24 protein-coding genes are annotated in these 25,766 nt (G+C 65.2%); 10 read left to right on the forward strand and 14 right to left on the reverse strand.

Features of this window, described 5'->3' with window-relative positions; all coding sequences use genetic code 11:
• Positions 1-116: 116 nt before the first annotated feature.
• Positions 117-665 (reverse strand): hypothetical protein, encoded by a 549-nt coding sequence (locus tag AB4097_RS06670; protein ID WP_442037830.1) that lies wholly within the window; start codon positions 663-665, stop codon positions 117-119.
• Positions 666-678: 13 nt separating this feature from the next.
• Complete coding sequence (locus tag AB4097_RS06675) at positions 679-2,175, reverse strand: CoA-acylating methylmalonate-semialdehyde dehydrogenase (RefSeq protein ID WP_442037831.1); 1,497 nt, start codon at positions 2,173-2,175, stop codon at positions 679-681.
• 121 nt (positions 2,176-2,296) lie between these two features.
• Between AB4097_RS06675 and AB4097_RS06680 the strand changes: the two genes are divergently transcribed.
• Both AB4097_RS06680 and tal read left to right on the forward strand, forming a co-directional pair.
• Entirely contained in the window at positions 2,297-3,187 is an 891-nt protein-coding gene (locus AB4097_RS06680) for a LysR family transcriptional regulator (RefSeq protein ID WP_442037832.1), read from the forward strand.
• 70 nt (positions 3,188-3,257) lie between these two features.
• Entirely contained in the window at positions 3,258-4,229 is a 972-nt protein-coding gene (gene tal / locus AB4097_RS06685; RefSeq protein ID WP_442037833.1) for a transaldolase, read from the forward strand.
• 223 nt (positions 4,230-4,452) lie between these two features.
• Here tal and AB4097_RS06690 read toward each other — a convergent pair whose 3' ends face one another.
• The 3 genes from AB4097_RS06690 to AB4097_RS06700 all read right to left on the reverse strand — a co-directional run bounded on the left by AB4097_RS06690 (position 4,453) and on the right by AB4097_RS06700 (position 9,095).
• Entirely contained in the window at positions 4,453-6,132 is a 1,680-nt protein-coding gene (locus tag AB4097_RS06690; protein WP_442037834.1) for a thiamine pyrophosphate-binding protein, read from the reverse strand.
• 73 nt (positions 6,133-6,205) lie between these two features.
• Positions 6,206-7,756, reverse strand: a complete 1,551-nt coding sequence (amaB, locus tag AB4097_RS06695; protein ID WP_442037835.1) for an L-piperidine-6-carboxylate dehydrogenase — start codon at positions 7,754-7,756, stop codon at positions 6,206-6,208.
• Between the two features lie 205 nt (positions 7,757-7,961).
• Positions 7,962-9,095 carry a saccharopine dehydrogenase family protein gene (locus AB4097_RS06700; protein ID WP_442037836.1) on the reverse strand — a complete coding sequence of 378 codons (1,134 nt, stop codon included), beginning with the start codon at positions 9,093-9,095 and terminating at the stop codon, positions 7,962-7,964.
• A gap of 114 nt (positions 9,096-9,209) precedes the next feature.
• Here AB4097_RS06700 and AB4097_RS06705 point away from each other — a divergent pair, with 114 nt between their 5' ends.
• Both AB4097_RS06705 and AB4097_RS06710 read left to right on the forward strand, forming a co-directional pair.
• Positions 9,210-9,638, forward strand: a complete 429-nt coding sequence (locus tag AB4097_RS06705; protein ID WP_442037837.1) for an Lrp/AsnC family transcriptional regulator — start codon at positions 9,210-9,212, stop codon at positions 9,636-9,638.
• Positions 9,635-10,843 carry an NAD(P)/FAD-dependent oxidoreductase gene (locus AB4097_RS06710; protein ID WP_442037838.1) on the forward strand — a complete coding sequence of 403 codons (1,209 nt, stop codon included), beginning with the start codon at positions 9,635-9,637 and terminating at the stop codon, positions 10,841-10,843. Before AB4097_RS06705 ends, AB4097_RS06710 begins: the two co-directional genes overlap by 4 nt.
• Here the strand turns inward: AB4097_RS06710 and AB4097_RS06715 are convergent.
• A complete protein-coding gene (locus tag AB4097_RS06715; protein ID WP_442037839.1) occupies positions 10,840-11,562 on the reverse strand; it encodes a hypothetical protein in 723 nt (240 codons plus the stop codon). The genes AB4097_RS06710 and AB4097_RS06715 overlap by 4 nt on opposite strands.
• Before the next feature lie 206 nt (positions 11,563-11,768).
• Here AB4097_RS06715 and ugpB point away from each other — a divergent pair, with 206 nt between their 5' ends.
• The 5 genes from ugpB (at position 11,769) to AB4097_RS06740 (ending at position 18,031) form a co-directional block, all read left to right on the forward strand.
• On the forward strand, positions 11,769-13,076 hold the full coding sequence (gene ugpB / locus AB4097_RS06720) for a sn-glycerol-3-phosphate ABC transporter substrate-binding protein UgpB (RefSeq protein WP_442037840.1): 1,308 nt from the start codon (positions 11,769-11,771) through the stop codon (positions 13,074-13,076).
• A 124-nt stretch (positions 13,077-13,200) separates the two neighbouring features.
• The gene (ugpA, locus tag AB4097_RS06725; RefSeq protein ID WP_442037841.1) at positions 13,201-14,082 is read left to right on the forward strand and encodes a sn-glycerol-3-phosphate ABC transporter permease UgpA; all 882 of its coding nucleotides are present in this window, start codon (positions 13,201-13,203) and stop codon (positions 14,080-14,082) included.
• On the forward strand, positions 14,082-14,927 hold the full coding sequence (gene ugpE, locus AB4097_RS06730) for a sn-glycerol-3-phosphate ABC transporter permease UgpE (RefSeq protein ID WP_442037842.1): 846 nt from the start codon (positions 14,082-14,084) through the stop codon (positions 14,925-14,927). The genes ugpA and ugpE overlap by 1 nt, the downstream gene beginning before the upstream one ends.
• 104 nt (positions 14,928-15,031) lie before the next feature.
• Positions 15,032-16,108, forward strand: a complete 1,077-nt coding sequence (locus AB4097_RS06735) for a sn-glycerol-3-phosphate import ATP-binding protein UgpC (protein ID WP_442037843.1) — start codon at positions 15,032-15,034, stop codon at positions 16,106-16,108.
• A gap of 291 nt (positions 16,109-16,399) precedes the next feature.
• Positions 16,400-18,031 carry an HAL/PAL/TAL family ammonia-lyase gene (locus AB4097_RS06740; protein WP_442037844.1) on the forward strand — a complete coding sequence of 544 codons (1,632 nt, stop codon included), beginning with the start codon at positions 16,400-16,402 and terminating at the stop codon, positions 18,029-18,031.
• 47 nt (positions 18,032-18,078) lie between these two features.
• Here the strand turns inward: AB4097_RS06740 and AB4097_RS06745 are convergent, their stop codons facing one another.
• The gene (locus tag AB4097_RS06745) at positions 18,079-18,384 is read right to left on the reverse strand and encodes a hypothetical protein (RefSeq protein ID WP_442037845.1); all 306 of its coding nucleotides are present in this window, start codon (positions 18,382-18,384) and stop codon (positions 18,079-18,081) included.
• 80 nt (positions 18,385-18,464) lie between these two features.
• Here AB4097_RS06745 and AB4097_RS06750 point away from each other — a divergent pair, with 80 nt between their 5' ends.
• Complete coding sequence (locus tag AB4097_RS06750; protein ID WP_442037846.1) at positions 18,465-18,980, forward strand: GNAT family N-acetyltransferase; 516 nt, start codon at positions 18,465-18,467, stop codon at positions 18,978-18,980.
• A 56-nt stretch (positions 18,981-19,036) separates the two neighbouring features.
• Here the strand turns inward: AB4097_RS06750 and AB4097_RS06755 are convergent, their stop codons facing one another.
• The 7 genes from AB4097_RS06755 to AB4097_RS06785 form a co-directional block, all read right to left on the reverse strand.
• Positions 19,037-19,477: a GNAT family N-acetyltransferase gene (locus AB4097_RS06755; RefSeq protein WP_442037847.1), complete on the reverse strand. Its 441-nt coding sequence runs from the start codon at positions 19,475-19,477 to the stop codon at positions 19,037-19,039.
• 10 nt (positions 19,478-19,487) lie between these two features.
• Positions 19,488-20,726, reverse strand: a complete 1,239-nt coding sequence (locus AB4097_RS06760; protein WP_442037848.1) for an allantoate amidohydrolase — start codon at positions 20,724-20,726, stop codon at positions 19,488-19,490.
• A gap of 179 nt (positions 20,727-20,905) precedes the next feature.
• Positions 20,906-21,949, reverse strand: coding sequence for an NAD(P)/FAD-dependent oxidoreductase (locus tag AB4097_RS06765; RefSeq protein WP_442037849.1), 1,044 nt, complete (start codon positions 21,947-21,949; stop codon positions 20,906-20,908).
• 61 nt (positions 21,950-22,010) lie between these two features.
• The gene (locus AB4097_RS06770) at positions 22,011-22,325 is read right to left on the reverse strand and encodes a 2Fe-2S iron-sulfur cluster-binding protein (protein ID WP_442037850.1); all 315 of its coding nucleotides are present in this window, start codon (positions 22,323-22,325) and stop codon (positions 22,011-22,013) included.
• Between the two features lie 107 nt (positions 22,326-22,432).
• Entirely contained in the window at positions 22,433-23,149 is a 717-nt protein-coding gene (locus AB4097_RS06775) for an ABC transporter ATP-binding protein (RefSeq protein ID WP_442037851.1), read from the reverse strand.
• On the reverse strand, positions 23,146-23,922 hold the full coding sequence (locus AB4097_RS06780; RefSeq protein ID WP_442037852.1) for an ABC transporter ATP-binding protein: 777 nt from the start codon (positions 23,920-23,922) through the stop codon (positions 23,146-23,148). The genes AB4097_RS06775 and AB4097_RS06780 overlap by 4 nt, the downstream gene beginning before the upstream one ends.
• Positions 23,919-25,766 (reverse strand): ABC transporter permease, encoded by a 1,848-nt coding sequence (locus AB4097_RS06785; RefSeq protein ID WP_442037853.1) that lies wholly within the window; start codon positions 25,764-25,766, stop codon positions 23,919-23,921. The genes AB4097_RS06780 and AB4097_RS06785 overlap by 4 nt, the downstream gene beginning before the upstream one ends.

Consider the following 25,766-nt stretch of genomic DNA (forward strand, 5'->3'; position numbering starts at 1 on the left):
CCCGCGGCACGCCATGAGCCAATGGGAAATACGGTGAGATCCGCGCCATCTGGCGCTCGCTCAGAAGAAACAGATCACCCATCAGCACCTCCATCGCAGAGGCACTGAATCACTCCTCAGACCAAATTAATAGGTCCTGAGCCTAGGCGTTTTGGGCGCTCTTTCCTAAACGGCTGATCGCGCAAATCGACTTTGCCGTACAGCCCCTTGTCGCGGTTCGCGAGATAACTCGTGCTGTATGGAGAAATGTTTAGCGGTGACAGGGTAATGAGTTCCGCGTCAAAAGCACCAGCCAAGACCAGTTTTCCATCCGCCATTCTGTATAGGTTTGCCTCTGCGAACCCGCCGTGATCTGAGAAAAGCTCAGTGACGGTAGTCGAATTGTCCGACTGGGTAATTAAAAGACGGCGGTCGAATTCTGCTTTGCCAATCGGGCTGGTGTTGGTCAGTTCGATGCCAATCCTGACTTTCTCTGGCTCTAGTGAAACACTTGCAAGGTGATCCGGCCCATAGACGAGGCGCCGCGTTCGAGGATTGAGCTCCACGACACAGGAAACGAGGAGTGCAACGAAGGCCGCAATGAAGGTCCAGAGCAGCGCTTTCGAGAAAAGCGCAAGCACCCTCCTGAATGAAAGGTGCTTGCTTTGCGTGGTCGGATAACTCACCACGTCTGTTCGACTACTTCATCGTCGGAATGGAGAATTCCGCGCCTTCCTTGATGCCGGACGGCCAGCGGGAGGTGACCGTCTTGGTCTTGGTGTAGAAGCGCACCGCGTCCGGGCCGTGCTGGTTGAGGTCGCCGAAGCCCGAGGCCTTCCAGCCGCCGAAGGTGTAGTAGGCGAGCGGCACCGGGATCGGCACGTTGATGCCGACCATGCCCACGTTCACCTTGGAGGCGAAGTCGCGGGCGGCGTCGCCGTCGCGGGTGTAGATCGCGACGCCGTTGCCGTATTCGTGGTCGGAGGGCAGGCGCAGCGCCTCGTCGTAGTTCTTGGCGCGCACCACCGAGAGGACAGGCCCGAAGATCTCTTCCTTGTAGATGCGCATGTCGGTGGTCACCTCGTCGAAGAGGCAGCCGCCCATGTAGAAGCCGTTCTCGTAGCCCTGCATCTTGAAGTCGCGGCCGTCGACCACGAGCTTGGCGCCTTCCTTCACGCCGAGATCGACGTAGGAACGCACCTTCTCCATATGCGCCTTCGTGATCATCGGGCCGAAATCGGCCGACGGATCGGTGGAGGGGCCGACCTTCAGGCTCTCGACGCGCGGGATCAGCTTGTCCATGAGCGCATCGGCCGTCGCCTTGCCGACCGGCACCGCGACCGAGACCGCCATGCAGCGCTCGCCCGCCGAGCCGTAGCCGGCGCCGATGAGCGCGTCCGCCGCCTGATCGAGATCGGCGTCGGGCATGATGATCATGTGGTTTTTGGCGCCGCCGAAGCACTGGGCGCGCTTGCCGTTCGCGGCCGCGCGGGAATAGACGTATTGCGCGATCGGCGACGAGCCGACGAAGCCCACGGCCTTGATGTCCGGATCGTCGAGGATCGCGTCCACCACTTCCTTGTCGCCGTTGACCACGTTGAGGATGCCGGCCGGAAGGCCCGCTTCCATCATGATCTCGGCGAGGCGCATCGGCACGCCGGGATCGCGCTCGGAAGGTTTCAGGATGAAGGCGTTGCCGCAGGCGATGGCGGGCGAGAGCTTCCACAGCGGGATCATGGCCGGGAAGTTGAACGGCGTGATGCCGGCCACCACGCCGAGCGGCTGGCGGATCGAGTACATGTCGATGCCGGGGCCGGCGCCTTCCGTGAACTCGCCCTTCAGCAGATGCGGGATGCCCGTGCAGAACTCGGCCACCTCGACGCCGCGCTGGATGTCGCCCTTCGCGTCCGGGATGGTCTTGCCGTGCTCGCGGGCCAGCATGTCGGCGAGCGAATCGGTCTCCTTGGCGATGAGTTCGAGGAACTTCATCATCACGCGGGCGCGGCGCTGCGGGTTCGTGGCCGCCCAGGCGGGCTGCGCCGCCTTGGCGTTCTCGACCGCCTGGCGCAGCTCGTCCTTGGAGGCAAGCGCCACTCGGCCGAGAACCTCGCCGGTCATGGGCTGGAAGAATTCGGTGGTGCGACCGGATTGGCCTTTAACCTGCTTGCCGCCGATGAAATGTCCGACCTCGCGCATGGCGTCGTCTCCTCCTGAGGGTGTTTTTCGTGCTTTCCTTCTATCATTGTTGAAATCGCACGACTATGGGTGAAACCAAAGTGCCGTTGTGCGAAAATGCCAATATGCTCAAGGTGAGGACATGAGCGCCTTCGACTGGGACGATCTCCGCTTTTTCCTGGCCGTCGCCCGGGCCGGACGTCTCACCGTGGCGGCGCGGCAGCTGGAGGCCGACCACACCACCGTGTCCCGCCGCATCTCGGCCCTGGAAGCTGCCCTCAAGGCCAAGTTGTTCGAGCGCAGTCCCCAGGGCTACACCCTGACCGAGCAGGGCGAGCGGCTCCTGAGGCACGCGGAGACGATGGAGACGCAGGCGCTGGCGGTCGCGAGCGAGCTCGGCGGGGCGGATCTCGCGCTCTCGGGCACCGTGCGCATCGGCGCGCCGGACGGGATCGGCACCTACTTTCTCGCCCCCGAACTCGGCGCGCTGGCCGAGCGGCATCCGGGCCTGACCCTGCAGCTCGTGGCCCTGCCGCGCACCTTCTCGCTCTCCAAGCGCGAGGCCGACATCGCCGTGACCCTGGAGCAGCCGACGGAAGGGCGCCTCGTCTCGCGCAAGCTCACCGATTACCGCCTGAGGCTCTATGCCTCGCAGGATTATCTCGACCGTCACGGGCCGGTGGCGGAGCTGGCCGATCTCTCGGGCAAAACCCTCGTCACCTACGTGGCCGACCTGCTCTACAGCCCCGTGCTCGATTATTTTTCAGGCCTTGAGAAATACACCGCTCGCCGTTTCGAGTGCGCCAGCGTGGTGGCCCAGGCGGAGGCGGTGCGAGCAGGCGTTGGCATCGGCATCCTGCACGATTACGCCGTGCGCCAGTTCCCGGAGCTGCGGGTGGTGCTGCCCGAGGTTTCTTACTTGCGCACCTACTGGCTCGTCACCCATGCGGACGTAAGGTCCCTGCGCCGGGTGGAGGAGGTTTATTCCTTCATCCTCAGTCGGGTACGGGCCAATAGAGGACTTTTTGTCTGACGCTTTGCCCTTCACGCGGGCTCCTTATGGGACTAAGTCAGACCTCAAAGGACAACCTACGGAGATCCCCATGCCCTCCAAGCTCGACCAGTTGCGCGCCATGACGGTCGTCGTCGCCGATACCGGCGACCTTGACGCGGTGCGCCGCCTGAAGCCCCAGGACTGCACCACCAACCCGACCCTGCTCCTGAAGGCGGTCGAGATCCCCGCCTACGAGCACCTCCTTGAGGAGGCCCTGGCCTGGGGCCGCAAGCAGGGCGGCTCCCGCGAGGGCGTGGTTGCGGCCATCTGCGACCGGCTGGCGGTCGCCTTCGGCGCCGAGCTTGCGAACATCGTGCCCGGCCGGGTCTCGACCGAAGTGGATGCAGATCTCTCCTTCGACACGGAAGCGACGGTGACGACGGCGCGGAGCATCATCAAGGACTACGAGGAGCGCGGCATCGGGCGCGAGAAGATCCTGATCAAGATCGCCTCCACCTGGGAGGGCATCCGCGCGGCCGAGATCCTCCAGAAGGAAGGCATCGACTGCAACCTCACGCTCCTGTTCAGCCAGGTCCAGGCCCAGGCCTGCGCGGAGGCAGGGGTATTCCTGATCTCGCCCTTCGTCGGCCGCATCCTCGACTGGCACGTGAAGGCCGGCGGCGGCCCCTACACGGGCGAGACCGATCCGGGCGTGCTCTCCGTGCGCAAGATCTATGCCTCGTACAAGGCGCAAGGGATCAAGACCGTGGTGATGGGCGCCTCCTTCCGCAACATCGGAGAGATCGAGGCGCTCGCCGGCTGCGACCGCCTCACCATCTCGCCCGCGCTCCTCGACGAGCTGGCGAAGGCCGAAGGCGATCTGCCGCGCAAGCTCTCGGCCGACGACGTGGAGACGATTCAGCCCCTGCCGCGCATGGACGAGAAGAGCTTCCGCTTCGCGCTGAACGAGGACGCCATGGCAACCGAAAAGCTCGCCGAGGGCATCCGCTCCTTCGTGAAGGACCTGCGCTCCCTGCGCACGCTCGTGGCTCAGCGGCTCGACGAGGCGAAGGCGGCTTAAGAGCGAAAAAACGTTGTCCCGGACGGTGCAGCCGATCCGGGATCGCAAGACGGAAGCGCCGATTAGGACTTCTCATGTCATGGCCGGGCTTGTCCCGGCCATCCCGATCCTGTGAAACGCCGTGCCTTCCTTGATCGAGATCACCGGCACAAGGCCGGTGATGACGGTGGAGGCGCCATATCGCGCGCACTCTGCCCGAGATGACTCTTAAATCAGAGCAGCGTCACTTCTTCCCCGCCAGCGCCTTCTCGCGGATCTGCGTCAACGACATGGTCGGCGTGATGACTTCCGGGTCGATCATGCAATGGAGGATCGCCGGCTTGCCGGAGGTCAGTGCCCGCTGCAAGGCGGGGGCGAATTCCTCCGTCGTAGTCACGCGCTCGCCATAGCCGCCGAAGGCCTTGGCGTAGGCGGCGAAGTCCGGGTTCTTCAGCATCGTGGCCGAGACGCGACCGGGGTATTCACGCTCCTGGTGCATGCGGATCGTGCCGTACATGCCGTTGTCGAGCAGGATCACGAGGATCGGCAGATCGTACTGCACGGCGGTGGCGAATTCCTGCCCGTTCATGAGGAAGTCGCCGTCGCCGGCGAACACCACCACGGGGCTGTCGGGCCGGATGCGCTTCGCACCGACGGCGGCGGGCACGCCGTAACCCATGGAGCCGGACGTCGGGGCGAGCTGCGTGCCGTATTCGCGGAAGGGCCAGAAGCGGTGGACCCAGGTGGCGAAGTTGCCCGCGCCGTTGCAGAAGATCGTGTCGGACGGCATCACCTTGCGCAGGTGCGCCATCACCTCGCCCATCTGCAGCCCGCCGGCGGTGCGGATGGCGCTCGGGTCGCTCCAGGCCAGATAATCCGCATGCGCGGCCTTCGTGCCCTCGCTCCAGGGCAGCGAAGCCGGGGGATGCACGCCCTCCAGCGCCGCCGTGAAGGCGACCGGCGAGGCGTTGATGGCGAGATGCGGGGAATAGACCCGGCCGATCTCGCTCGGATCGGGATGGATGTGCACTAGTTTCTGCTGCGGCGCCGGAATGTCGAGGAGCGTGTAGGCCTGACTCGGAATCTCGGAGAGGCGCCCGCCCACGAGCAACACGAGATCGGCTTCCTTGATGCGTGCCAGAAGCTTCGGATTCACGCCAAGGCCGAGATCGCCGATGTAGGAGGCGTGATCGGCGGGAAACAGCATCTGGCGGCGGAACGTGCAGGCGACCGGCAGTTCGAAGCGCTCGGCAAAGCGCACGAAGCGCTGCACCGCCACGTCGGACCAGCGGCTGCCGCCGAGAAGCGCGATGGGTTTCTTGGCGCCGTGCAGGAGCTTCTGGAGCTCCGCCATCTGGGTCAGGCCCGGATGCGTCTCGACGATCTGGTAGCGCGGCGCGTCGGCGACCTGCGCCATCTCGGTGAGCACGTCCTCCGGCAGGGCGATCACGACAGGACCGGGGCGGCCCGACGTCGCCACATGGAAGGCGCGGGAGATGATCTCAGGGAAGCGTGCCGGATCGTCCACCTCCGTGGCCCATTTGGCGAGCGGGCCGAAGGCCGCGCGGTAATCGAGTTCCTGGAACGCCTCGCGCTCGCGCATGCCGCGCTCGATCTGGCCGACGAACAGGATCATCGGCGTGGAATCCTGCTTGGCGATGTGAATGCCCGGGGAGGCATTCGTCGCGCCGGGACCGCGGGTGACGAAGCAGATCCCGGGGCGGCCCGTGAGCTTGCCGTAGGCCTCGGCCATCATGGCGGCGCCGCCTTCCTGGCGGCAGACCGTGACGTTGATGCTCGCATCGTGCAGCGCATCCAGCGCCGCCAGATAACTCTCGCCCGGAACGCAGAAGATGTGATCGACTCCGTGGATGAGAAGCTGATCGACAAGGATCTGGCCGCCGGTGCGGGAGGAGGCTGTCATGGAAGACTCGCGATGTGAGATAGAAGATACAGAAACGGAGGGCAGTGCCCTCCGTTTAGCTAACGTGCAATGATCAGGCGTCGACGTCGAACTTCACGCCCTGGGCGAGCGGGAGGGTCGAGCCGTAATTGATCGTGTTGGTGGCGCGGCGCATATAGGCCTTCCAGGCATCGGAGCCCGACTCGCGTCCGCCGCCCGTTTCCTTCTCGCCGCCGAACGCCCCGCCGATCTCGGCGCCCGAGGGTCCGATATTCACATTGGCGATGCCGCAATCGGAACCCGCCGCCGACACGAAGGCTTCAGCCTCGCGCAGGTTGAGTGTGAAGATCGAGGAGGAGAGGCCGGCGCCGACCGCGTTGTGCAGCGCGATCACCTCATCGAAATCCGAATAGCGCATCACGTAGAGGATCGGCGCGAAGGTCTCGCGCAGCACCGGGCCGGTCTGGCTCGGCATCTCGACGAGCGCCGGACGGGCATAGACGCCATCATTCGCCACATCCGTGGTGCGTCCGCCGCCATGCACCTTGCCGCCTGCCGCGCGGGCCTCGTTGAGGGCGCGCTCCATGTTGTCGAATGCCGCCTTGTCGATCAGCGGGCCGACGAGCGTGCCCTCGGCGCGCGGGTCGCCGATCTTCACGCTGCCATAGACCTTCACGAGGCGGGGAACGAGCTGGTCGTAGACGCTCTCATGCACGAAGAGGCGGCGAAGCGTGGTGCAACGCTGGCCTGCCGTGCCCATGGCGGCAAACGCGATGCCGCGGAGCGCCAGATCCAGGTCTGCGGAGGGAGCCACGATGGCGGCATTATTGCCGCCGAGCTCCAGGATCGCACGGGCGAAACGCTCGGCGAGCTTAGGGCCGACCTGACGGCCCATGGCGGTGGAGCCGGTGGCGGAGAGAACCGGCACGCGGTGATCGTCCACAAGAATCTCGCCGACCTCACGGCCGCCGAGCAGCACCTCGCACAGGCCTTCCGGCACGCCGCCGAAGCGCTTGGCGGCGCGCTCGACGATGGCGTGCGTGGCAAGTGCGGTCAGCAGGGTCTTTTCGGAGGGCTTCCACACCACGCTGTCGCCGCACACGAGCGCGAGCGCCGCATTCCAGGACCACACGGCCACGGGGAAGTTGAAGGCCGAGATGACGCCGCAGACGCCGAGCGGATGCCAGGTTTCCATCATGCGGTGATCGGCGCGCTCGGTGGCGATGGTCAGGCCGTAGAGCTGGCGGGACAGGCCGACGGCGAAATCGCAGATGTCGATCATCTCCTGCACTTCGCCGAGGCCTTCCGAGACGATCTTGCCGGCTTCCAGCGTCACGAGGCGACCGAGATCGTCCTTGGCGGCGCGGAGTTCCTCGCCGAGCAGGCGGATGAACTCGCCGCGCTTGGGCGCCGGGACCTTGCGCCAGGCCTTGAAGGCGGCGTCGGCGCGCCCGATGGCGGCCTTGGCCTCCTCGGGCGTGGTCTCGCGCACATGGGCGATTACCTCGCCGGTGATCGGCGACCTAGCCGGACGGCCGGTGGACGCGAAGGCGCTCTCCGGCACGCCGAGGCGCGCGAGAATGGCGCGAGCCTCATCCGCAACGGAAGCGGGCGCGGAGGATACGGGTTTCAGGCTCGCGGTCATGTTGGTTCTCCCTGGATGCGGGCTTGGGCTCATGGAGGCCCGCCACCCTCGCTTGTCTTTGAAACGAAACGACGGCGGCTCTCATGCCACCGTCTTAATGCATGACCGGGAAGCCTGGGAACTGCTTTTCCCGAATAGGGTCATGCCAATTTGTAAAGAACTTGGCCGTTCTCGCTGCGCGAAAACGGCCAGACAGTCCTTTTTATCATGCCACCGCGTCGAGGCGGATCTTCTTCGCCGCGGGCTCGTGGCCTTCGTCCAGGCGCTCGCCCGCATAGACGCGGCCGAAGCGGTTGGCGAGGAACGCGCCGAGGTCGATCTCCTCCTGGCGCACGAAACCCTGTTTCGGCAGCTTGCCCGCTACCAGCAGATCGAGCATGGCGCAGATGCCGGCGGCGGTCGTCACCTGGATCGCGGTGCGCTGGGTGCCGGCGACCTTCTGGCCGTAGACGCTGCGGGCATAGGTTTCCTGGACGTAACGGCCGCCGCGCTCGCCGGTCACGGTCACGAAGACGATGACCATGTCCTGCATGGTGGCCGGAACGGCGTTCTCCAGGATGTCCTTCAGGACCTCGCGGCGGTTGCGCAGCTGAAGGTCGTTGAGCAGCACGCGCATCAGGGCGCAATGGCCCGGATAGCGGATGGTCTTGTAGTTCAGGTTGCGCACCTTGCCTTCCAGCGTCTCGCACAGGGTACCGAGGCCGCCCGAGGTGTTGAAGGCTTCGTAGCGGGTGCCGTCGAGGGAGAACTCTTCGAGCTCCTCCATGGCGGGCACTTCGCGGAGCTTGCCGTCGACCACCGCCTCACAGCGCTCGATATATTCGTTGATGACGCCATCCGTGCTCCAGGTGAGGTTGTAGGAGAGGGCGTTTGACGGATATTGCGGCAGCGCGCCGACGCGCAGGCGCACGGTGTCGAGCTTGTCGAAACGGCTCGCGATGTCGTGGGCCACGATAGAGATGAACCCGGGAGCGAGGCCGCATTGCGGAATGAAGGCCGTGGTGGCGCCCTCCGCCAGCTCCTTCACCATGCGGGTGGTGGCCACGTCCTCGGTCAGGTCGAAATAGTTGACGTCGGCGAGGCGCGCCGCTTGGGCCACGTGGCCGGTCAGGTGATATGGCGCCGCGCTGAGCACCGCGTAACGGCCCTTGAGGGCGTTCTGCAGGGCGACCGCATCATTGAAGTCGAGCTGGATCGTCTTGATGCCACCCTTGGCGACGGCTTCGAGGGCGGCGGCGGACGAATCCGCAACTGTGACGTCGTAGTCGCCGGTCTCGTGAAGCATGTCGACGATGGTGGAGCCGATCTTGCCGGCGCCGATGACGAGGATCGAATGCATGGAGTTCTCCCTGTGATGGTTTAAGAAAAAGGCAAAGCCTTGCAGAACGCCATGGACAAGCTGACGAAAAGACGAGTATTTTTCGGCATATCGCCATAGCGACTGGTCATTCTGATGCTCGACCCTACTGATCGTGCCTTGATTGCGCTGCTGCGGGAGAATGCCCGGATCGGCCACGCGGAAGCCGCCCGGCGGCTCAAGCTCTCGCGCACGACGGTGCAGGCCCGCGTGGAAAGCCTGGAGCGCCGGGGTGTGATTGCAGGCTATACCCTGCGCCTGGCCGAGGAAGTCGCGAGTCGCATGGTGCGGGCGCATGTGACCATCGTGGTTGCGCCCAAGGCCTCGGGCGGGGTGGTCTCGGCGCTTCAGCGCATGCCAGAATTGCGCGCGCTTCATTCGGTCGCGGGTGTCTTCGATCTTCTGGCGGTGGTAGAGGCTGAGGACGTTCCCTCCCTCGATGCGGCCATCGACAAGATCGGCGCCGTCGAAGGGGTGGAGCGCACGCAATCCTCCATCATCCTCTCAACGAAATTCGAACGATGACCCCTGCAGCTTCCTCTTCAGCCGATGTCGTGATCGTGGGCGGCGCCGTCATGGGCTCCTCCACGGCCTACCACCTGCTCGCCGATTCCGGCTTCAAGGGACGCGTCGTCGTCGTCGAGAAGGACCCGACCTACCAGCTCTCCGCCTCGGCCTTGTCCGCAGCCTCGATTCGCCAGCAATATTCGAGCGCGGTGAACATCCGCATCTCGCTTTACGGCATCGATTTCCTGCGCTCCATCGGCGACCGTCTCGCCGTCGACGGCGAGCGGCCGGAGATCGGCCTGAAGGAGGGCGGCTATCTCTATTGCGCATCGAAGGCCGGTGCGTCGATCCTGGCCGAGAACCAGGCGCTCCAGGCTGAGGAAGGCGCGGACATCCTGTTCCTGAAGCCCGACGATCTGAAGGCCCGCTTCCCCTGGCTCAACACGGACGATCTGGCGGCCGGCACCTGGGGGCGCTCGGGCGAAGGCTGGTTCGACGGCTGGGGCCTGCTCCAGGCCTTCCGCAAGAAGGCGCGTTCGCTCGGCGCCGAATACGTGAGGGGCGAGGTCTCGGAAGTCGAGCGGGACGGCGGCACCATCGTGGCCGTGCGCCTCAAGGACGGGACCCGCATCGCCTGCGGCAGGCTCATCAACTGCGCCGGCTCCGGCGGGCGGGCGCTCGCCGCCATGGCCGGGCTCGACATCCCGGTCCAGGCCAAGCGCCGCTACGTCTTCACCTTCTCATGCAAGGGACCCGTGGAGAACTGCCCGCTGCTCATCGATACGTCGGGAGCCTATGTGCGGCCTGAAGGGGAGGGGCACTTCATCTGCGGCGCCTCGCCGGAAGCGGATCTCGATCCCGACTGGTTCGACGAGGATCCCGCATCGCAGGAGATCGATCACTCCTTCTTCGAGGAGTTCATCTGGCCGAGCCTGGCGCACCGCGTCCCGGCCTTCGAGGCGATCAGGCCGGGCCGTGCCTGGTCGGGGCCCTACGACATGAGCCTCCTCGACCACAATGCGATCATCGGCCTGGCCGGCGGGTTCAAGAACTTCTACGTCTGCAACGGCTTCTCGGGCCACGGCCTGCAGCAGGCCCCGGCCGTGGGCCGGGGCATGGCCGAACTCATCGTCCATGGCGGCTACCGCACGCTCGATCTGTCCGAACTCGGCCATGAGCGCGTCCTCGCCAACCGGCCGCTCCTCGAGCGGAACGTGATCTAAAGTCCGCCTTCCTCGAACGTGCGATAGGCCCAGACCCGACCGCCGCGGTTCATATAGCGCTGCATCAGGCCGGGCTGGTCGGGCCCCGGCCGGGTATCGAGGGCAAGCTCGTTGACGCCCTCCCGGTCGGCGCGTTCGTCGCTGCGGCGCGAGGCGGTGCCGACCGTCGTGCCCGAACCCTGATTGCCTTGCGCGAACTCGTCCGCCCTGAGATCCGGGGTGCCGAGATCGTCCGCGCCTTCCGCCATCAGGCCCATGCCCGGCAGGGCGTTCGTGTTGGTCATGCCGCCGTCAGAGCCGCCGGTGATCCCGGCGCCCGGCGGAGCGCCCGCATCGGCTCCGGCCCGGTCGGACGGGTGCTCGTTCAGCCACTCGCGGCTGCTGGCGTCGAGATCGACTGGATCAAACATCTCCAGCACCCGCAGCGCCTCTTCGATATTGTCCCGGTCGACCTGTGCGGCGATCAGGGTGCAATGCCTGTGGATGCCCTGCTCGAAGAGCCGCTTGTCGGCTTCCGGCAGGTTCAAATCTTGGAGAGCGTCCAGGGTCTCGTCCCGCGCGGAGAGGGCGCGAAAGCCCGAGATCGACGAGATCTCGCGCGCCTCAGCATTGCCGGCCGCGACGATTCGGTTCTGGGCGATGCCCATTTCCAGGAGGGATTGAAGGGCTTGGCGGGCGTGGGCAGGATCCCTGAACAGGGCTGCGATCATCTGGGGCATGGGTCTCTTCCGTTGAGTTACTCCCTCAACGAAGAGGCGTTCCGGCCTGTTCCCCCTGTTGGCCGTTAAGTCTTTTGGCGGAAAGGGCTTCCATTTTGAAGCCGGCTATGATTGTCATGTTTTCGTCATAGAAACGTCATCCGGCCTTAACGCAGGGGTGATGAACGACAAGAACATCCCGACGGGATGACATGGGAGAGATTACTATGATGAAGAAGTCACTCCTCGGCGCCCTGGCCATCGGCCTGGCGACGAGCACCTCCGCCTTCGCCCAGACCGAGATCCAGTGGTGGCACGCCATGACGGGCGCCAACAACGATGTCGTGAACCGGCTGGCGGACGAGTTCAACAATTCGCAGAAAGACTACAAGGTCGTCGTCAGCTACAAGGGCCAGTATGCCGATGCGCTGAACGCCGGCATCGCGGCCTTCCGCGCCGGCAATGCTCCCCACATCCTGCAGGTATTCGAAGTCGGCACGGCGACCATGATGGGCGCCCGCGGTGCCGTGAAGCCTGTCTACCAGATGATGGCCGAGGCCGGCGAAAAGTTCGACCCGAAGGCCTACCTGCCGGCGATCACCGGCTACTATTCCACGGCCAAGGGCGAAATGCTCTCCTTCCCGTTCAACTCCTCCTCCATGGTCATGTGGATCAACAAGGACGAGCTGAAGAAGGCCGGCGTGAACGAGATCCCGAAGACCTGGCCTGAGGTTTTCGAAGCCGGCAAGAAGCTCAAGGCTGCCGGCCACGACACCTGCGGCTTCTCGAACGCCTGGGCTCCGTGGGCCAACATCGAGCAGTTCTCCGCCTGGCACAACATCCCCATGGCGACCAAGGCCAACGGCCTCGACGGCTTCGACACGGAGATGAAGTTCAACTCCCCGGCTCACATTCGCCACCTGCAGAACCTCGTCGACCTGCAGAAGGACAAGACCTACGACTATTCGGGCCGCGACTCGAAGAGCGAAGGCCGCTTCACCTCGGGCGAATGCGCGATCTTCCTGACCTCGTCGGGTTTCTACGGCAACGTGAAGGCCAACGCGAAGTTTGACTTCACCTCGGTGCCGATGCCGTATTACCCGGACATCCAGGGCGCTCCGCAGAACTCGATCATCGGCGGCGCTTCCCTGTGGGTCATGGGCGGCAAGTCGGCCAACGAGTACAAGGGCGTGGCCAAGTTCTTCGCCTTCCTGTCGGACACCGACCGCCAGGCCAAGCTGCACCAGGAATCGGGCTATCTCCCGATCACGAAGGCCGCTTACGAGAAGACCAAGGCTTCCGGCTTCTATGAGAAGAACCCGGTCCTCGAGACGCCCCTGAAGGAGCTGACCAACAAGGAGCCGACCGAGAATTCCCGCGGTCTGCGCTTCGGCAACATGGTCCAGATCCGCGACGTGGTCTCCGAGGAGATCGAGGCGGCCCTCGCCGGCCAGAAGCCCGCCAAGGATGCCCTGGACGCCGCGGTGACCCGCAGCAACCAGATCCTGCGTCAGTTCGAGCGTACCGTTCGCTAAACCCGACCGACTCGACAGTTTTTCATCCCGGGCGGCCGAAAGCCGTCCGGGATGATCTTATAGCACAACCTCGCAGACCGGTGGATGCCGTCATCTGCACCGTCACCGGACAACCGTAAGCGCGATGGAAAAACGAGCTCATTTTTCAGGGTGGACGCTGCCTCTGCTGCTGATCCTTCCGCAGATGGCGATCACCGTCATTTTCTTCTACCTGCCGGCCTCGCAGGCGATCTGGCAGTCCTTCCTGCGCGAGGACGCCTTCGGCCTTTCTTCCGAATTCGTGGGCCTGGAGAACTACAGCGCGGTCTTCGAGCAGCCCGAATATTACCGGGCGATGGTCACGACGGTGATCTTCTCGACGCTGGTGGCCTTCTTCTCGCTCGCCGTCGCCCTTCTGTTCGCTAGCCAGGCCGACAAGAGCCTGCGCGGCGGCCACGGCTTCAAGACCCTGCTGATCTGGCCCTATGCGGTGGCTCCGGCCATCGCGGGCGTCTTGTGGATGTTCATGTTCCATCCGACGCTCGGCACGCTCGGCCGCCCGCTCAACATCCTGGGGTTCAACTGGAATCCCATGCTTGACGGCAAGGACGCCATGATCCTGCTCGTGCTCTCCGCCACGTGGAAGCACGTCAGCTACAACTTCCTGTTCTTCCTCGCGGGCCTGCAGGCGATTCCGAAGAGCGTGATCGAAGCCGGCGCCATCGACGGCGCAGGGCCCCTGCGCCGCTTCTGGACCATCGTCTTCCCGCTTCTGTCGCCGACCACCTTCTTCCTTCTCGTCGTGACTATCGTCTACGTGTTCTTCGAGACCTTCGGCATCATCGATGCCGTGACGGGCGGCGGTCCTGCCGGAACGACCACGACCCTCGTCTACAAGGTCTATGCGGACGGCCGCTCCGGCGGCGATCTCGGCCTGTCGGCCGCGCAATCGGTGGTCCTCATGGTCATCGTGATCGCGCTGACCGCCATCCAGTTCCGCTATGTCGAACGCAAGGTGCAGTACTGATGGTCGAGAATCGTCCCTTTAGAGACTTCATGGCCTACCTGACGCTGATCATCGGCGTCATCCTGGTGGCCTTCCCGGTCTATCTCGCCATCATGGCGTCGACTTTCGATACCGCCACCATCATCAACGGCAACATGCCGCTGGTGCCGGGCAATCAGGCACTGGAAAACTATTCCCGCGCGCTGTTCTACGGCGGCAAGACCGCCCGCGAGCCCGTGATGGGCATGATGCTCAATTCCATGATCATGGCGCTAGGCATCGCGTTCGGTAAAATCCTGATCTCGATCCTGTCGGCCTACGCGGTGGTCTATTTCAAGTTCCCCTTCCGCAGGACGGCGTTCTGGATCATCTTCATCACCCTGATGCTTCCGGTCGAAGTGCGTATCTATCCGACCTACAAGATCGTCGCGGATCTGGGTCTCCTCGACACGTATTCCGGCCTCGTCCTGCCTCTCATCGCATCGGCGACCGGCACGCTCCTGTTCCGGCAGTTCTTCATGACCATCCCGGAAGAGCTTCTGGAGGCCTCGAAGATCGACGGAGCAGGCGCGTTCCGCTTCTTCAAGGACACGCTGCTCCCGCTTTCGATGACGACGATCGCGGCGCTCTTCGTGATCCAGTTCATCTATGGCTGGAACCAGTATCTCTGGCCGCTGCTGATCACCACGAAAAGCTCGATGCAGACCATCGTGATCGGCATCAAGAAGATGATCACGACCACGGATGCGCTGACCGAGTGGAACATCGCCATGACGACGGCCGTGCTCGCGATGATCCCGCCGGTCCTGGTCGTCATCTTCATGCAGCGGCTCTTCGTGAAAGGGCTCGTCGAAACAGAGAAGTAACGCACGGCCCTCGCGACTCCATGGCGGGAGGGCTCCTTCTCACATCAACGGAATTTTCGCCCGGTGCCCCATGCGGCGCGGGCAGCGGTTAAAGGAACAGAACAATGGCAGGGGTAACACTCGACACCGTTCGCAAGATCTATGCGGGTAATGTGGAGGCCGTGAAAGGCGTGTCGCTCGGCATCGAGGACGGCTCTTTCTGCGTGCTCGTCGGCCCATCGGGCTGCGGCAAGTCCACGCTTCTTCGCATGATCGCGGGTCTCGAGACGATCTCCGGCGGCGAGGTGAAGATCGGTGACCGCGTCGTCAACCAAGTGGAGCCTGCCGATCGCGACATCGCGATGGTGTTCCAGAACTATGCGCTCTATCCGCATATGAGTGTCTACGACAACATGGCCTACGGCCTGAAGAACCGGAAGACGCCGAAGGACGAGATCGAGAAGCGCGTGAAGGAAGCGGCCCGCATCCTCGCCATCGAGTCGTTCCTCGAGCGCAAACCGCGTGCTCTTTCCGGCGGCCAGCGCCAGCGCGTCGCCATGGGCCGCGCCATCGTGCGCAAGCCGCAGGTGTTCCTCTTCGACGAGCCGCTCTCGAACCTCGACGCCAAGCTGCGCGTGCAGATGCGCGTCGAGATCAAGCGCCTTCAGAAAGCTCTCGGCGTGACGTCGATCTACGTGACCCACGATCAGGTCGAGGCGATGACGCTCTCCGACAAGCTCGTGGTGATGTCCGGCGGCCAGATCGAACAGGTCGGCAGCCCGTCCGAGGTCTACCGCCGTCCCGAGACCCGGTTCGTCGCCACCTTCATCGGCTCGCCGCCCATGAACATCCTGCCCGGCAAGGTCGAGGGCCCCGGCCGCGTGTCGGTCGGCGGACAGGTGATCGCGGTCTCCGACATGCGTGACGGACTCACTCCCGGCTCGGCCATCGAAGTGGGCCTGCGTCCCGAGGACGTGCAGGCGGGCGGCGTGGGCTCCAGCTCGCTGTCCATGGACGTGGATTTCGTCGAGGAGCTCGGCGCGACCCAGCTCTTCCACGGCAAGGTCGCGGGCGCGGACTTCGTCGTGCAGGCCTCCACCGGCCAGATCGCGGCGGACACCCGCAAGCTGACGCTCGCGGTCGATCCGGCCAACGTTCATCTCTTCGACCCCCAGACCACGAAGCGCCTCGGCCGCGTCTGACGGCGGAACGCCGGTTCGAAGAATGTTACAAGGCCCCGGCATTGCCGGGGCCTTTTCGTTTGTCTGGAGAGGTCGGCTCGTAAGAGCGGAGCCCAGGGTAGCACTTGCACCCAACCCTTGATTGCTCCCCGCAACGGGGGAGGGAACAGGTGTGAGCCCTTTACGAGCCACCGGACACTCACCACGTCATCACCGGCACGAGGCCGGTGATGACGTGGTGCGAGGGTGGGGCCGAGGTTGCGCCGCGTGCGAAGCCTCGGTATCCCTTTGTCTTCAACGTGAGGAACAGCGATGACGGTCAAGCTCGACGGCGCCACTCTCGGCATTCAGGACGTGGTAAGCGTCGCGCGCCCCGATGCTGAAGGAGCATTCGCCACGGCCGCCCTGGCGCCGGAAGCGCGCGAGCGCATCGCCGCCACGCGGGACTATATCGACCGCACCTGGATGCATGACGACGCGCCGCTCATGTACGCCTTCAATACCGGCGTCGGCCTGTTCAAGGACCAGCGCGTCCTTATCAGCGACATGGCGGCCTACCAGCGGAAGACCGTTTACGCCCACGCGACCGGAATCGGCGAACCATTCTCCGAGGACGTGACGCGCGCCATGATGCTTCTGCGCGCCAATGCCTTCGCGTCGAACTATTCGGGACCGCGCGTCGAACTGGTGGAGCGCCTCATCGCCTTCCTCAATGCGGGCCTGCATCCGGTCATTCCGCAGAAGGGCTCCGTCGGGGCCTCGGGCGACCTTGCGCCGCTCGCGCACATGGCCGGGGCCGTCTGTGGTTTCGAAGAGGCCGAAATGGTCTATCGCGGCCGCCGGATGCCGGCGCGCGAAGCCATCAAGGCGGCGGGCTTCGATCCCGATTTCGAGCTCGGTGCGAAGGATGCCTCCGCGCTCATCAACGGCTCGACCACGTCGCTCGCCCTCGGCGCGCTCGCGACGCACGATGCGCGCCGCCTGCTCAAGCAGGCCGACATCGCCATGTGCCTGTCGCTGGAAGCCATGCGCGGCGAGCTCGCGGCCTTCGACCCGCGCGTGCACAAGGCGCGTCCGCATCCGGGTCAGGCGCGCACGGCGCGCAACCTGCTGCGCATTCTCGAGGGCACGAAGCGCTGCTCGCAGGATGCGCGCGACGTTGTCTTCCCCGACGAGCCGCGCCAGCCTGGAACGCCCGCGGCTCCCCGCGTCCAGGACGTCTATTCCCTGCGCTGCACGCCTCAGGTCCACGGACCGGCCGTCGAGGCGGTCGAGTACGTGGAGCGCATCATCGGCACGGAGATGAATTCCGCCACCGACAATCCGCTGATCTTCGATGACGGGCAGGGTGGATACGTGTCGATTTCCGGCGGCCATTTCCACGGGCAGTACATGGCCCAGGCCATGGATTTTCTCGCCATCGCCATGGCGGATCTCGGGGCGATTTCCGAACGGCGCCTCGCGCGCCTCATCGATCCCACCATGTCCTACGGCCTGCCGCGCAACCTGCTGGCCGGCAAGCGCGGCCTCAACACGGGCTTCGCCACGGTGCAGTGCTCCATGTCGGCGCTGGTCATGGAAAACCGTGGCCTGGCGACACCGGGTTCGGTCGATTCCATCCCCGGAAAATCCAATGCCGAGGACCACGTCTCCAACTCCACCTGGTGCGGGCGCAAGGCGCGCATCGTGGTCGAGAACGTGGAGCAGATCGTAGCCGGCGAATTGCTGATGGCCGCGCAGGCGCTCACCCTCGTGGAGCCGCTCGCCAAGGATCATCCGTTGGGCAAGGGCTCCCGCGCCGCGATGGACGCGATTCGCGCCGTCATCCCGCCGGCGCTCGACGGCGACCGCTGGTACGCCACCGAGATGCGCCAAGCGCTCGACCTCGTGCGCTCGGGCGCCGTGGTCGAAGCCGTCGAGAGCGCCATCGGCGAGCTGGAATGAAAAAGGGCCCGGCGATCCCGGGCCCTCGTTTTTCGTGCCGGTCTTGATCAGCGGCAGCGGCGGACGTTGCGCACCACCACGCTGCCGTTCGGGCGGTAGACGCGCTCCTGCACCCAGCGGCAGCGATTCGGGCCAGTCCATCCTGGCCGCACGCCGCAATCCCGCACGGTGCGATAGACGACGCGGCCGTTGGGACGGACGGTGCGCACGCGCCGCGTGACGCAAGCCACATTGTCGACGAGCGTCGGCGCCTGCAGCTGCTCGGCGCCGAATCGGGCCTGGGCTTCTTGCGGTGCAGCAAAGAAACCTGCGCCGAGGGCGAGAGCGAAAGCGGGGAGAATGATGGCTCGCATGGTCCATTCCTTTTGTTTTGAGGAGGGGCTGACGACAACGACAGGTCTATGCCATGGTTCCTGAAGATGGGATGAACTTCATGTTGCCACGCGTTGTCATTCGTCTCGTACATGCCTCTGATGCCGCCGAGCTGATTGCCGCCAATCTCGCGAGCCTCGATCTGCACGAGCCCTGGGTCTCGCCCTGCCGCGACCATGCGAGCTTCCAGGGCTATCTCGCCCGGTGCGACGGCGATCGCTCTATCGGCTTCATCGCCCGCGAGCGAGAGAGCGGCAGGATCGTCGGCATCGTCAACCTGAGCGAGATCGTGCGCGGCTTCTTCCAGAGCGCCTATATGGGCTATTACGGCATGGCCGGCATGAATGGGCGCGGCCTGATGAGCGAAGCGGTGAGCCTCGTGGTCGCGCACGCCTTCCGTGAACTCGGGCTGCACCGCATCGAGGCCAATATCCAGCCGGGCAACGGGCCGTCCCGTGCCCTCGCCCAGCGATTGGGCTTTCGGCAGGAGGGCTACTCGCCGCGCTATCTCAAGATCGGCGGCGAATGGCGCGACCACGAGCGCTGGGCCGTGCTCGCGGATGAATGGCGGGGTTAAAGCATCGAACGCAAAAGTGGGAACCGGTTTTGCGTGAAAAGATGCTTCAGGGCCGTTCAGGCGACGGGCCCGAGCTTCTTCTGCAGGAAGAAGCGGCTGCCGCCGACCGGATAATCCTTCAGCTCGCCGAAGACCTCGTATCCCAGGCGCCCGTAGAGCGTGCGCGCCTTCGGATTGAGCGTGTCGATCCAGGCCGAATGGCAACCCTTGCCGCGAGCTTCTTCCTCGGCCATGGCGATGAGCCGTGTGGCAAGTCCCATGCCGCGAAAGGCCTCGGGCACGAAGAGGAGTTCGATGGCAAGCCAGCCGCCGTTCATGCGGCCGCAGAGCCCTCCGACAGGCTCGCCGCTGTCGGGATCGCGAATGGCGATGGCGAGATCGCGGCCCGGCGGATGGCCGGCGAAGAGAGTCTTGTTGAACTCTCGCACGCCCTTTCGAAGGATCGGCTGAAGCGCGGAAACATCGTCGACGAACGCGATCCTGGGCACCTGGGTCATCGCACGAAGCTCACACGGAGATGCGCTTGACGGCATCGATCAGAACGCGTGCCGCCACATCCGCATCCTCGACCGTGATCGATTCCGCCGGGTTGTGGCTGATGCCGCCCTTGCAGCGCACGAAGAGCATGGCGGAAGGGCAGAGATTGGCCATCGCGACCGCATCGTGGCCCGCGCCGGAGGACAGATGCAGCGGCGCGATGCCGAGGCTGCCCACGGCCTCTTCGAGCCGTGCGATCAAAGCCTTGTCCATGGGCGTGGCGGGGGATTCCATGAACGGCTCGATGGTGAAGTCCACACCGCGCCTCTGGGCGGCGGCCCGGCATTCGGTCACGATGTCCTCGACCATGGCCAGACGCACCGCATCGTCCGGCGAGCGCGCGTCGAGGGTGAAATCGACCCGCGCGGGAATGACGTTGATAGCGCCGGGCTGCACCTGCGCGACGCCCACCGTCGCCACCGTGTCGGTGCGCGTGGAGCCTGCGCGCTCCACGATGCCGATCATCTCGGCTACCGCCGCGAGCGCGTCGTGGCGCATGGTCATCGGCACGGTGCCCGCATGGCCCGCTTCGCCGATCACATGCGCGCGGGCCCGGGTGATGCCGTTGATCGCGGACACGATGCCGACGGGCAGGTTCTTCGCCTCGAGCTGCGGCCCCTGCTCGATATGCACTTCGAGATAACCGCGATAACGCGCCGGGTCTCGGGCCAGAGCGGCGGCGGCATCCGGATCGCCGCCGAAGCGGATCAGTGCATCGCGCAAGGTGATTCCGTCTTGGTCCCTGCCGTCGAGCCACGTCGGATCGAAACGGCCGGCCAGGGCCTGTGACGTGGAGAGATTGGTCGGGAAGCGCACATTCTCCTCGTCGCCGAACGCCACGATTTCGATGGGGCAGGCCGGCTCGATGCCCTGCTGCTTCAATGCCTCAACCACGACGATGCCGAGCACCACGCCGAGATTGCCGTCATAGCGGCCCGCATCGACGACGGAATCGATATGCGAGCCGATGAGAAGCGCGGGCGCTTCGGGATCGGTACCCGCGATGCGCCCGACGACGGAGCCGAGCGTGTCGATGTGGGCGTTCAGGCCGGCCTGCTGCATCAGACGTAAGGTGGCGTCGGCTGCTCTGCGATGGGCGTCGGAGAGGTAGAGGCGCGTGAGGCGGCCGGGCTCGTCCGTGTACTGGGCGAGTTCCTCGATCATCGCCATCACGCGGCGGCCGAGGGTGAGATCTGTCGCGTTCGTCATGCGCCCGAGAGTTTCAGGAACGGGTCTGCTTCGCAAGACCTGATTACACATCAAGAACCTCATCCTGAGGAGCCACGAAGTGGCGTCTCGAAGGAGGATCCAGAGAGCGCTGGAGGATCCTTCGAGACGGTCGCTTCCGCGACCTCCTCAGGATGAGGATGGTGCTTGTGAGAGACGCCTCAAGCCGCCACGCCGAGCTTCTTCTGCAGGCTCGTGGACGAGGTCGTGTATTGGAACAGGAGCCTCTTCTCGGGATACACGTAGCGATGCACTTTCTGGGCCGCGAGCGCACCCTCGTGGAAGCCGGAGAGGATGAGCTTGAGCTTGCCCGGATAGGTGTTGATGTCGCCGATGGCGAAGATGCCGGGAACGTTGGTCTCGAACTTCTCCGTATCGACCGGGATGACGTTCTCGTGCAGGTTCAGGCCCCAATCGGCGATGGGGCCGAGCTTCATGGTCAGGCCGAAGAAGGGCAGCATCACGTCGCAATCGACCGTGAACTCCGAGCCGTCGTCCTTGCGGATCACGGCACCGTGGAGCACGTGGTTCTCGCCCTTGAGCGTGCTGACCTGCCCGAGATGCAGGTCCATGTCGCCGGAGGCGACGAGCGAGCGCATCTTCTCCACCGTATGAGGCGCGGCCCGGAAGGCGTCGCGGCGGTGGAGCAGGGTCAGGCGCTTGGCGATGGGCTGCAGGTTCACCGTCCAGTCGAGGGCGGAATCGCCGCCGCCGACGATGAGCACCTTCTTGCCCCGGAACATCTCCATCTTGCGCACGGCGTAGAACACGCCCGTGCCCTCATAGGCCTCGATATTGTCGATCGGCGGCTTCTTGGGCTGGAAGGAGCCGCCGCCGGCCGCGATGATTACCGCCTTGCAGGTGAAGGTGGTGTCGTTCTCGGAGGTCTTGACCCGGAACAGGGGCGCTTCCGGCGTGCCGATGGATTCCAGGCTCTCCACCATCTCGTTGAGGTGGAAGGTCGGATGGAAGGGATCGATCTGCGCCATCAGGTTGTCGACGAGGCCCTGGCCGGTCACCATCGGAAAGCCCGGAATGTCGTAGATCGGCTTTTCCGGGTAGAGCTCGGCGCACTGGCCGCCCACCTTCGGCAGGATGTCGATGAGGTGGCATTTGATGTCGAGGAGGCCCAGTTCGAACACGGCGAACAGGCCCACGGGCCCGGCACCGATGATGACGACGTCCGTTTCGATATGGTCGGTCATGAACAGGCTCCTTCGAGAGACCCATGGTCTCCAAGTCTAAATCGCTATGGCAGGGTAACGGTCAGGCCCCGGTCGGTGCCAGGGTGACCTCCAGGCCGTCGAGTTCGGGGCTCCAGAGAATCTGGCAGGACAGGCGGGAATTGGTCTGCGTCATCACGGTGTCCAGCTGGTCCTCCTCTTCCCCCGTGGGAGGATACAGCTTGTCCAGCCATTCCTCGGCGACGAAGACGTGGCAGGTCGCGCATTCGCAGGCGCCGCCGCACAGGCCCTCGATGGGCAGGCCCCAGTCGCGGATGATCTCCATCACCCGCCAGCCCTCGATGGCCTCGAGGGTGTGGCGCTGGCCGGCCCGGTCGGTCACATGGATGACGCCCATGAAGCGGGAAATCCTTATGTCGTGCATTCTGGGATGAGGCGCGGAGGGGTTGCGCCGGACCGGGCTGATATCGTCCTTTCGGCCCGGTCCGTCAACGGTTTAGCGCATCAAACTCCGAGGGTTTCCGCCCGCAGGGCCTCGTCGGCCATCAGCTCGGCCATGGTGCCCTGGAAGCGGATCTCACCCCGCTCGATGACGCAGGCCCGGTCGCTGATGCCGGCCGCGAAGGCCCAGTTCTGCTCGGAAAGGAGCACGGCCACCCCCTCGGCCTTCATGGCCCGGATTGCCTCGGCCATCGTCTGGACGATGACCGGGGCGATGCCCTCGGACGGCTCGTCGAGCAGGATCGCGTCCGGGTTGCCCATGAGGGTCCGGGCGATGGAGAGCATCTGCTGTTCGCCCCCCGACATCTGATTGCCGCGCCGCCCGCGCATCTCGGCCAGGTTGGGAAAGAGCCTGAACAGCCGCTCCGGCGTCCAGGCCTGCCGCCCGTCCCCGGCCGGGCGCCGTCCCGTCTCCAGGTTCTCCTCGACGGTGAGATCGGTGAAGATGCGCCGGTCCTCCGGCACGTAGCCGAGCCCCAGGCGGGCGATCCTGTAGGTGGGGAGCCGGCCGAGGGAGTGCCCCTTGAAGGTCGCATGAGTGGCCGTGGCCGAAATCAACCCCATGATGGCCTTCAGGGTCGTGGTCTTGCCGGCACCGTTGCGGCCGACCAGCGCCACCACCTCGCCCGGGTAGAGATGGAGCGACAGGCCGAACAGCACCTGGGCCCGGCCGTAGAAGGCATCGAGGTTCCGGATGTCGAGCAGCGCTTCTCGTCTCATGCGGGGCTCAGTCCTTTCGGCTGCTCCAGGGCATGCTCGTCCCCGAGATAGGCCCGTCTCACCTGCTCGTCCCGGCGGATCTCGTCGGGCGTCCCGGCGGCGATGATCTGGCCGCGCAGGAGCACGAGAACCCGGTCCGCATGGCCGAAGACCACGTCCATGTCGTGCTCGGTGAAAAGAACCCCGATCCCCCGCGAGGCCGCGATCGAGGCCGTGAGATCCATCAGCTCCGCCCGCTCGCGGGGCGCCATTCCGGCCGTGGGCTCGTCCATGAGGAGGAGCTTGGGCTCTCCGGCGAGCGCGATGGCGAGTTCCACGCGCTTCACGTCGCCATAGGCGAGCGCCGAGCAGGGAATGTCCGCCGCCTCCGCCATGCCCACCTGCGAGAGCAGCTCGACCGCTTTCTCGCGATACCGTTCCCGGGCCGGAACCCAGAGGCCGTGGCTTCGCCGATGGCAGCTGATCAGCGCCATCTGCACGTTCTCGGCGGCATTCATGGACAGGAACGTCTGGGCCACCTGGAAGGTGCGTCCCACGCCGCCACGAAAGCGCTTCTGCGGCGCTGCATGGGTGATGTCCTGCCCGTCGAGCAGAACCTGGCCGTGATCGGGCCTCAACTGTCCGCCGACCATGTTGAACACGGTGGACTTGCCCGCGCCGTTGGGGCCGATGATGGCGAGCATCTCGCCGCGCTCGACGTTGAACGTCACGCCGCGAGCCGCCACGACGCCGCCGAAGGATTTCTGCAGGTCTTTCACGGCAAGAAGCGTCATGCCCGCTCCTCGTGCCAATGTTGGATCGTGCCGGCAAGGCCGCGCGGGAAGATCAGCACCATGGCGATGATGCTCAATCCCAGCACCAGGCGCCAGTGCGACGTGAGCGGCATGATGAGGTCGCGCAGGAAGTGCAGGACCCCGGCGCCGACGAGCGGCCCCGTCACGGTCTGGATGCCGCCGAGGAGCAGCATGGTGAGCGCGTCGACGGAGGTCGAGATCCCGAGCAGGCTCGGATCCACCGAGCCGCGGGAGAAGGCATAGAGCCCGCCCGCAAGCCCCGCCGCCGCGCCGGACAGGATGAAGGCGAGCCAGCGGTGCTGACGGACCTTCAGGCCGATGGCTTCGGCGCGGGCTTCCGAATCGCGGGCTGCGCGCAGGGCATAGCCGAAGGGGGCGTCGATGATGCGTTTCAGCAGCAGCACCGCCACAAGCGTGAGCGCGGCGGTCAGAAGATAATAGGCGACAGGACCGGAGGCCCAGGTCGAGGGCCACACGCCGACGATGCCGTTGTCGCCGCCGGTCACGTCGACCCACTGGAAGGCGACCGCATAAAGGATCTGAGCCGCCGCGAGCGTCATCATGGCGAGATAGATGCCCGACAGGCGCACCACGAAGGCGCCGATCAGCGCCGCGCTTAAGGCCGCGAGCGCAAGCCCGAGAGGAAGGGCCGCCTCCATGGAGGTTCCAAACCATTTGACCGCCAGGGCCGAGCCATAGGCGCCGAGGCCGAAGAAGGCCGCATGGCCGAAGCTCACGAGCCCACCGACCCCCATGAGAAGCTGCAGGCTGAAGGCGAACAGCGCGAAGATGAGGATCTCGGTTGCGACCTTGAGCAGATAGGCATCGGCCACGAGCGGGAAACAGGCGAGAAGGGCGATGACGGCGAGCAGGATGAACGAACGGCCCGGCAGGGGCTTGCTGCTGGCGATTCCCACCGCGTGGGTTCCGCCGATGATTTCGGCGCGCCCGAAGAAGCCGTAGGGCCTGATGGCCAGCACCACGGCCATGAGCAGAAACACCACCACGAGGGTGCTCTTCGGAAAGATCAGGATGCCGAAGGCCTGCAATTGCCCGATGACGAGGGCCGCGAGGAACGCGCCGGGCACGCTGCCCATGCCGCCGACCACCGTGACCACGAAGGCCTCCGCGATGATGGAGAGGTCCATGCCGGTATTCGCCGAGACACGCGGGATCTGAAGCGCGCCGCCGAGGCCGGCGAGGAACGCGCCGAGAAAGAGCGTGCCGGTGAACAGCATCGCCTGATTGACGCCGAGCGACGCCACCATGTCCCGGTCCTGTGTGGCCGCGCGCACCAGCACGCCGAAGCGCGTCTTGCGCAGGAGAAGCCACACGAGCCCCAGCACCACGGGCCCGGCGGCGATCAGCACGAGTTCATAGGACGGAAAGCGCCGTCCGAAAATGTCGACGGGGGCACGCAATCCCGGGGCCCGCGGCCCGAGAATGTCCTCGGGCCCGAACACCTGCACCACGAGATCCTGCACCACCAGCACGACCCCGAAGGTGGCGAGCAGCTGAAACAGTTCCGGCGCGCCGTAGATGCGCCGCAGGAGCAGAACCTCGATGATGACGCCGATGAGGCCGACGATCAGGGCCGAGGCCAGAATGCCGGCCCAGAAGGCGACGGGTCCGAAGGAGAGTTCGAGCAGGCGCGGCACCAGGGTCGCGGCCGTATAGGCGCCGATCATGTAGAGCGATCCATGCGCGAAGTTCACGATCCGCGTGACCCCGAACACGATGGTCAGGCCGCAGGCCGTGATGAAAAGCGACGATGCGCTGGAGAGGCCGCTGAGAGCCTGAACGGCCAGGAAGGAGGGATCCAC

Origin of the sequence: Microvirga sp. 2MCAF35 (genome assembly GCF_052115545.1) — a bacterium.
Taxonomy (GTDB): Bacteria; Pseudomonadota; Alphaproteobacteria; order Rhizobiales; family Beijerinckiaceae; genus Microvirga.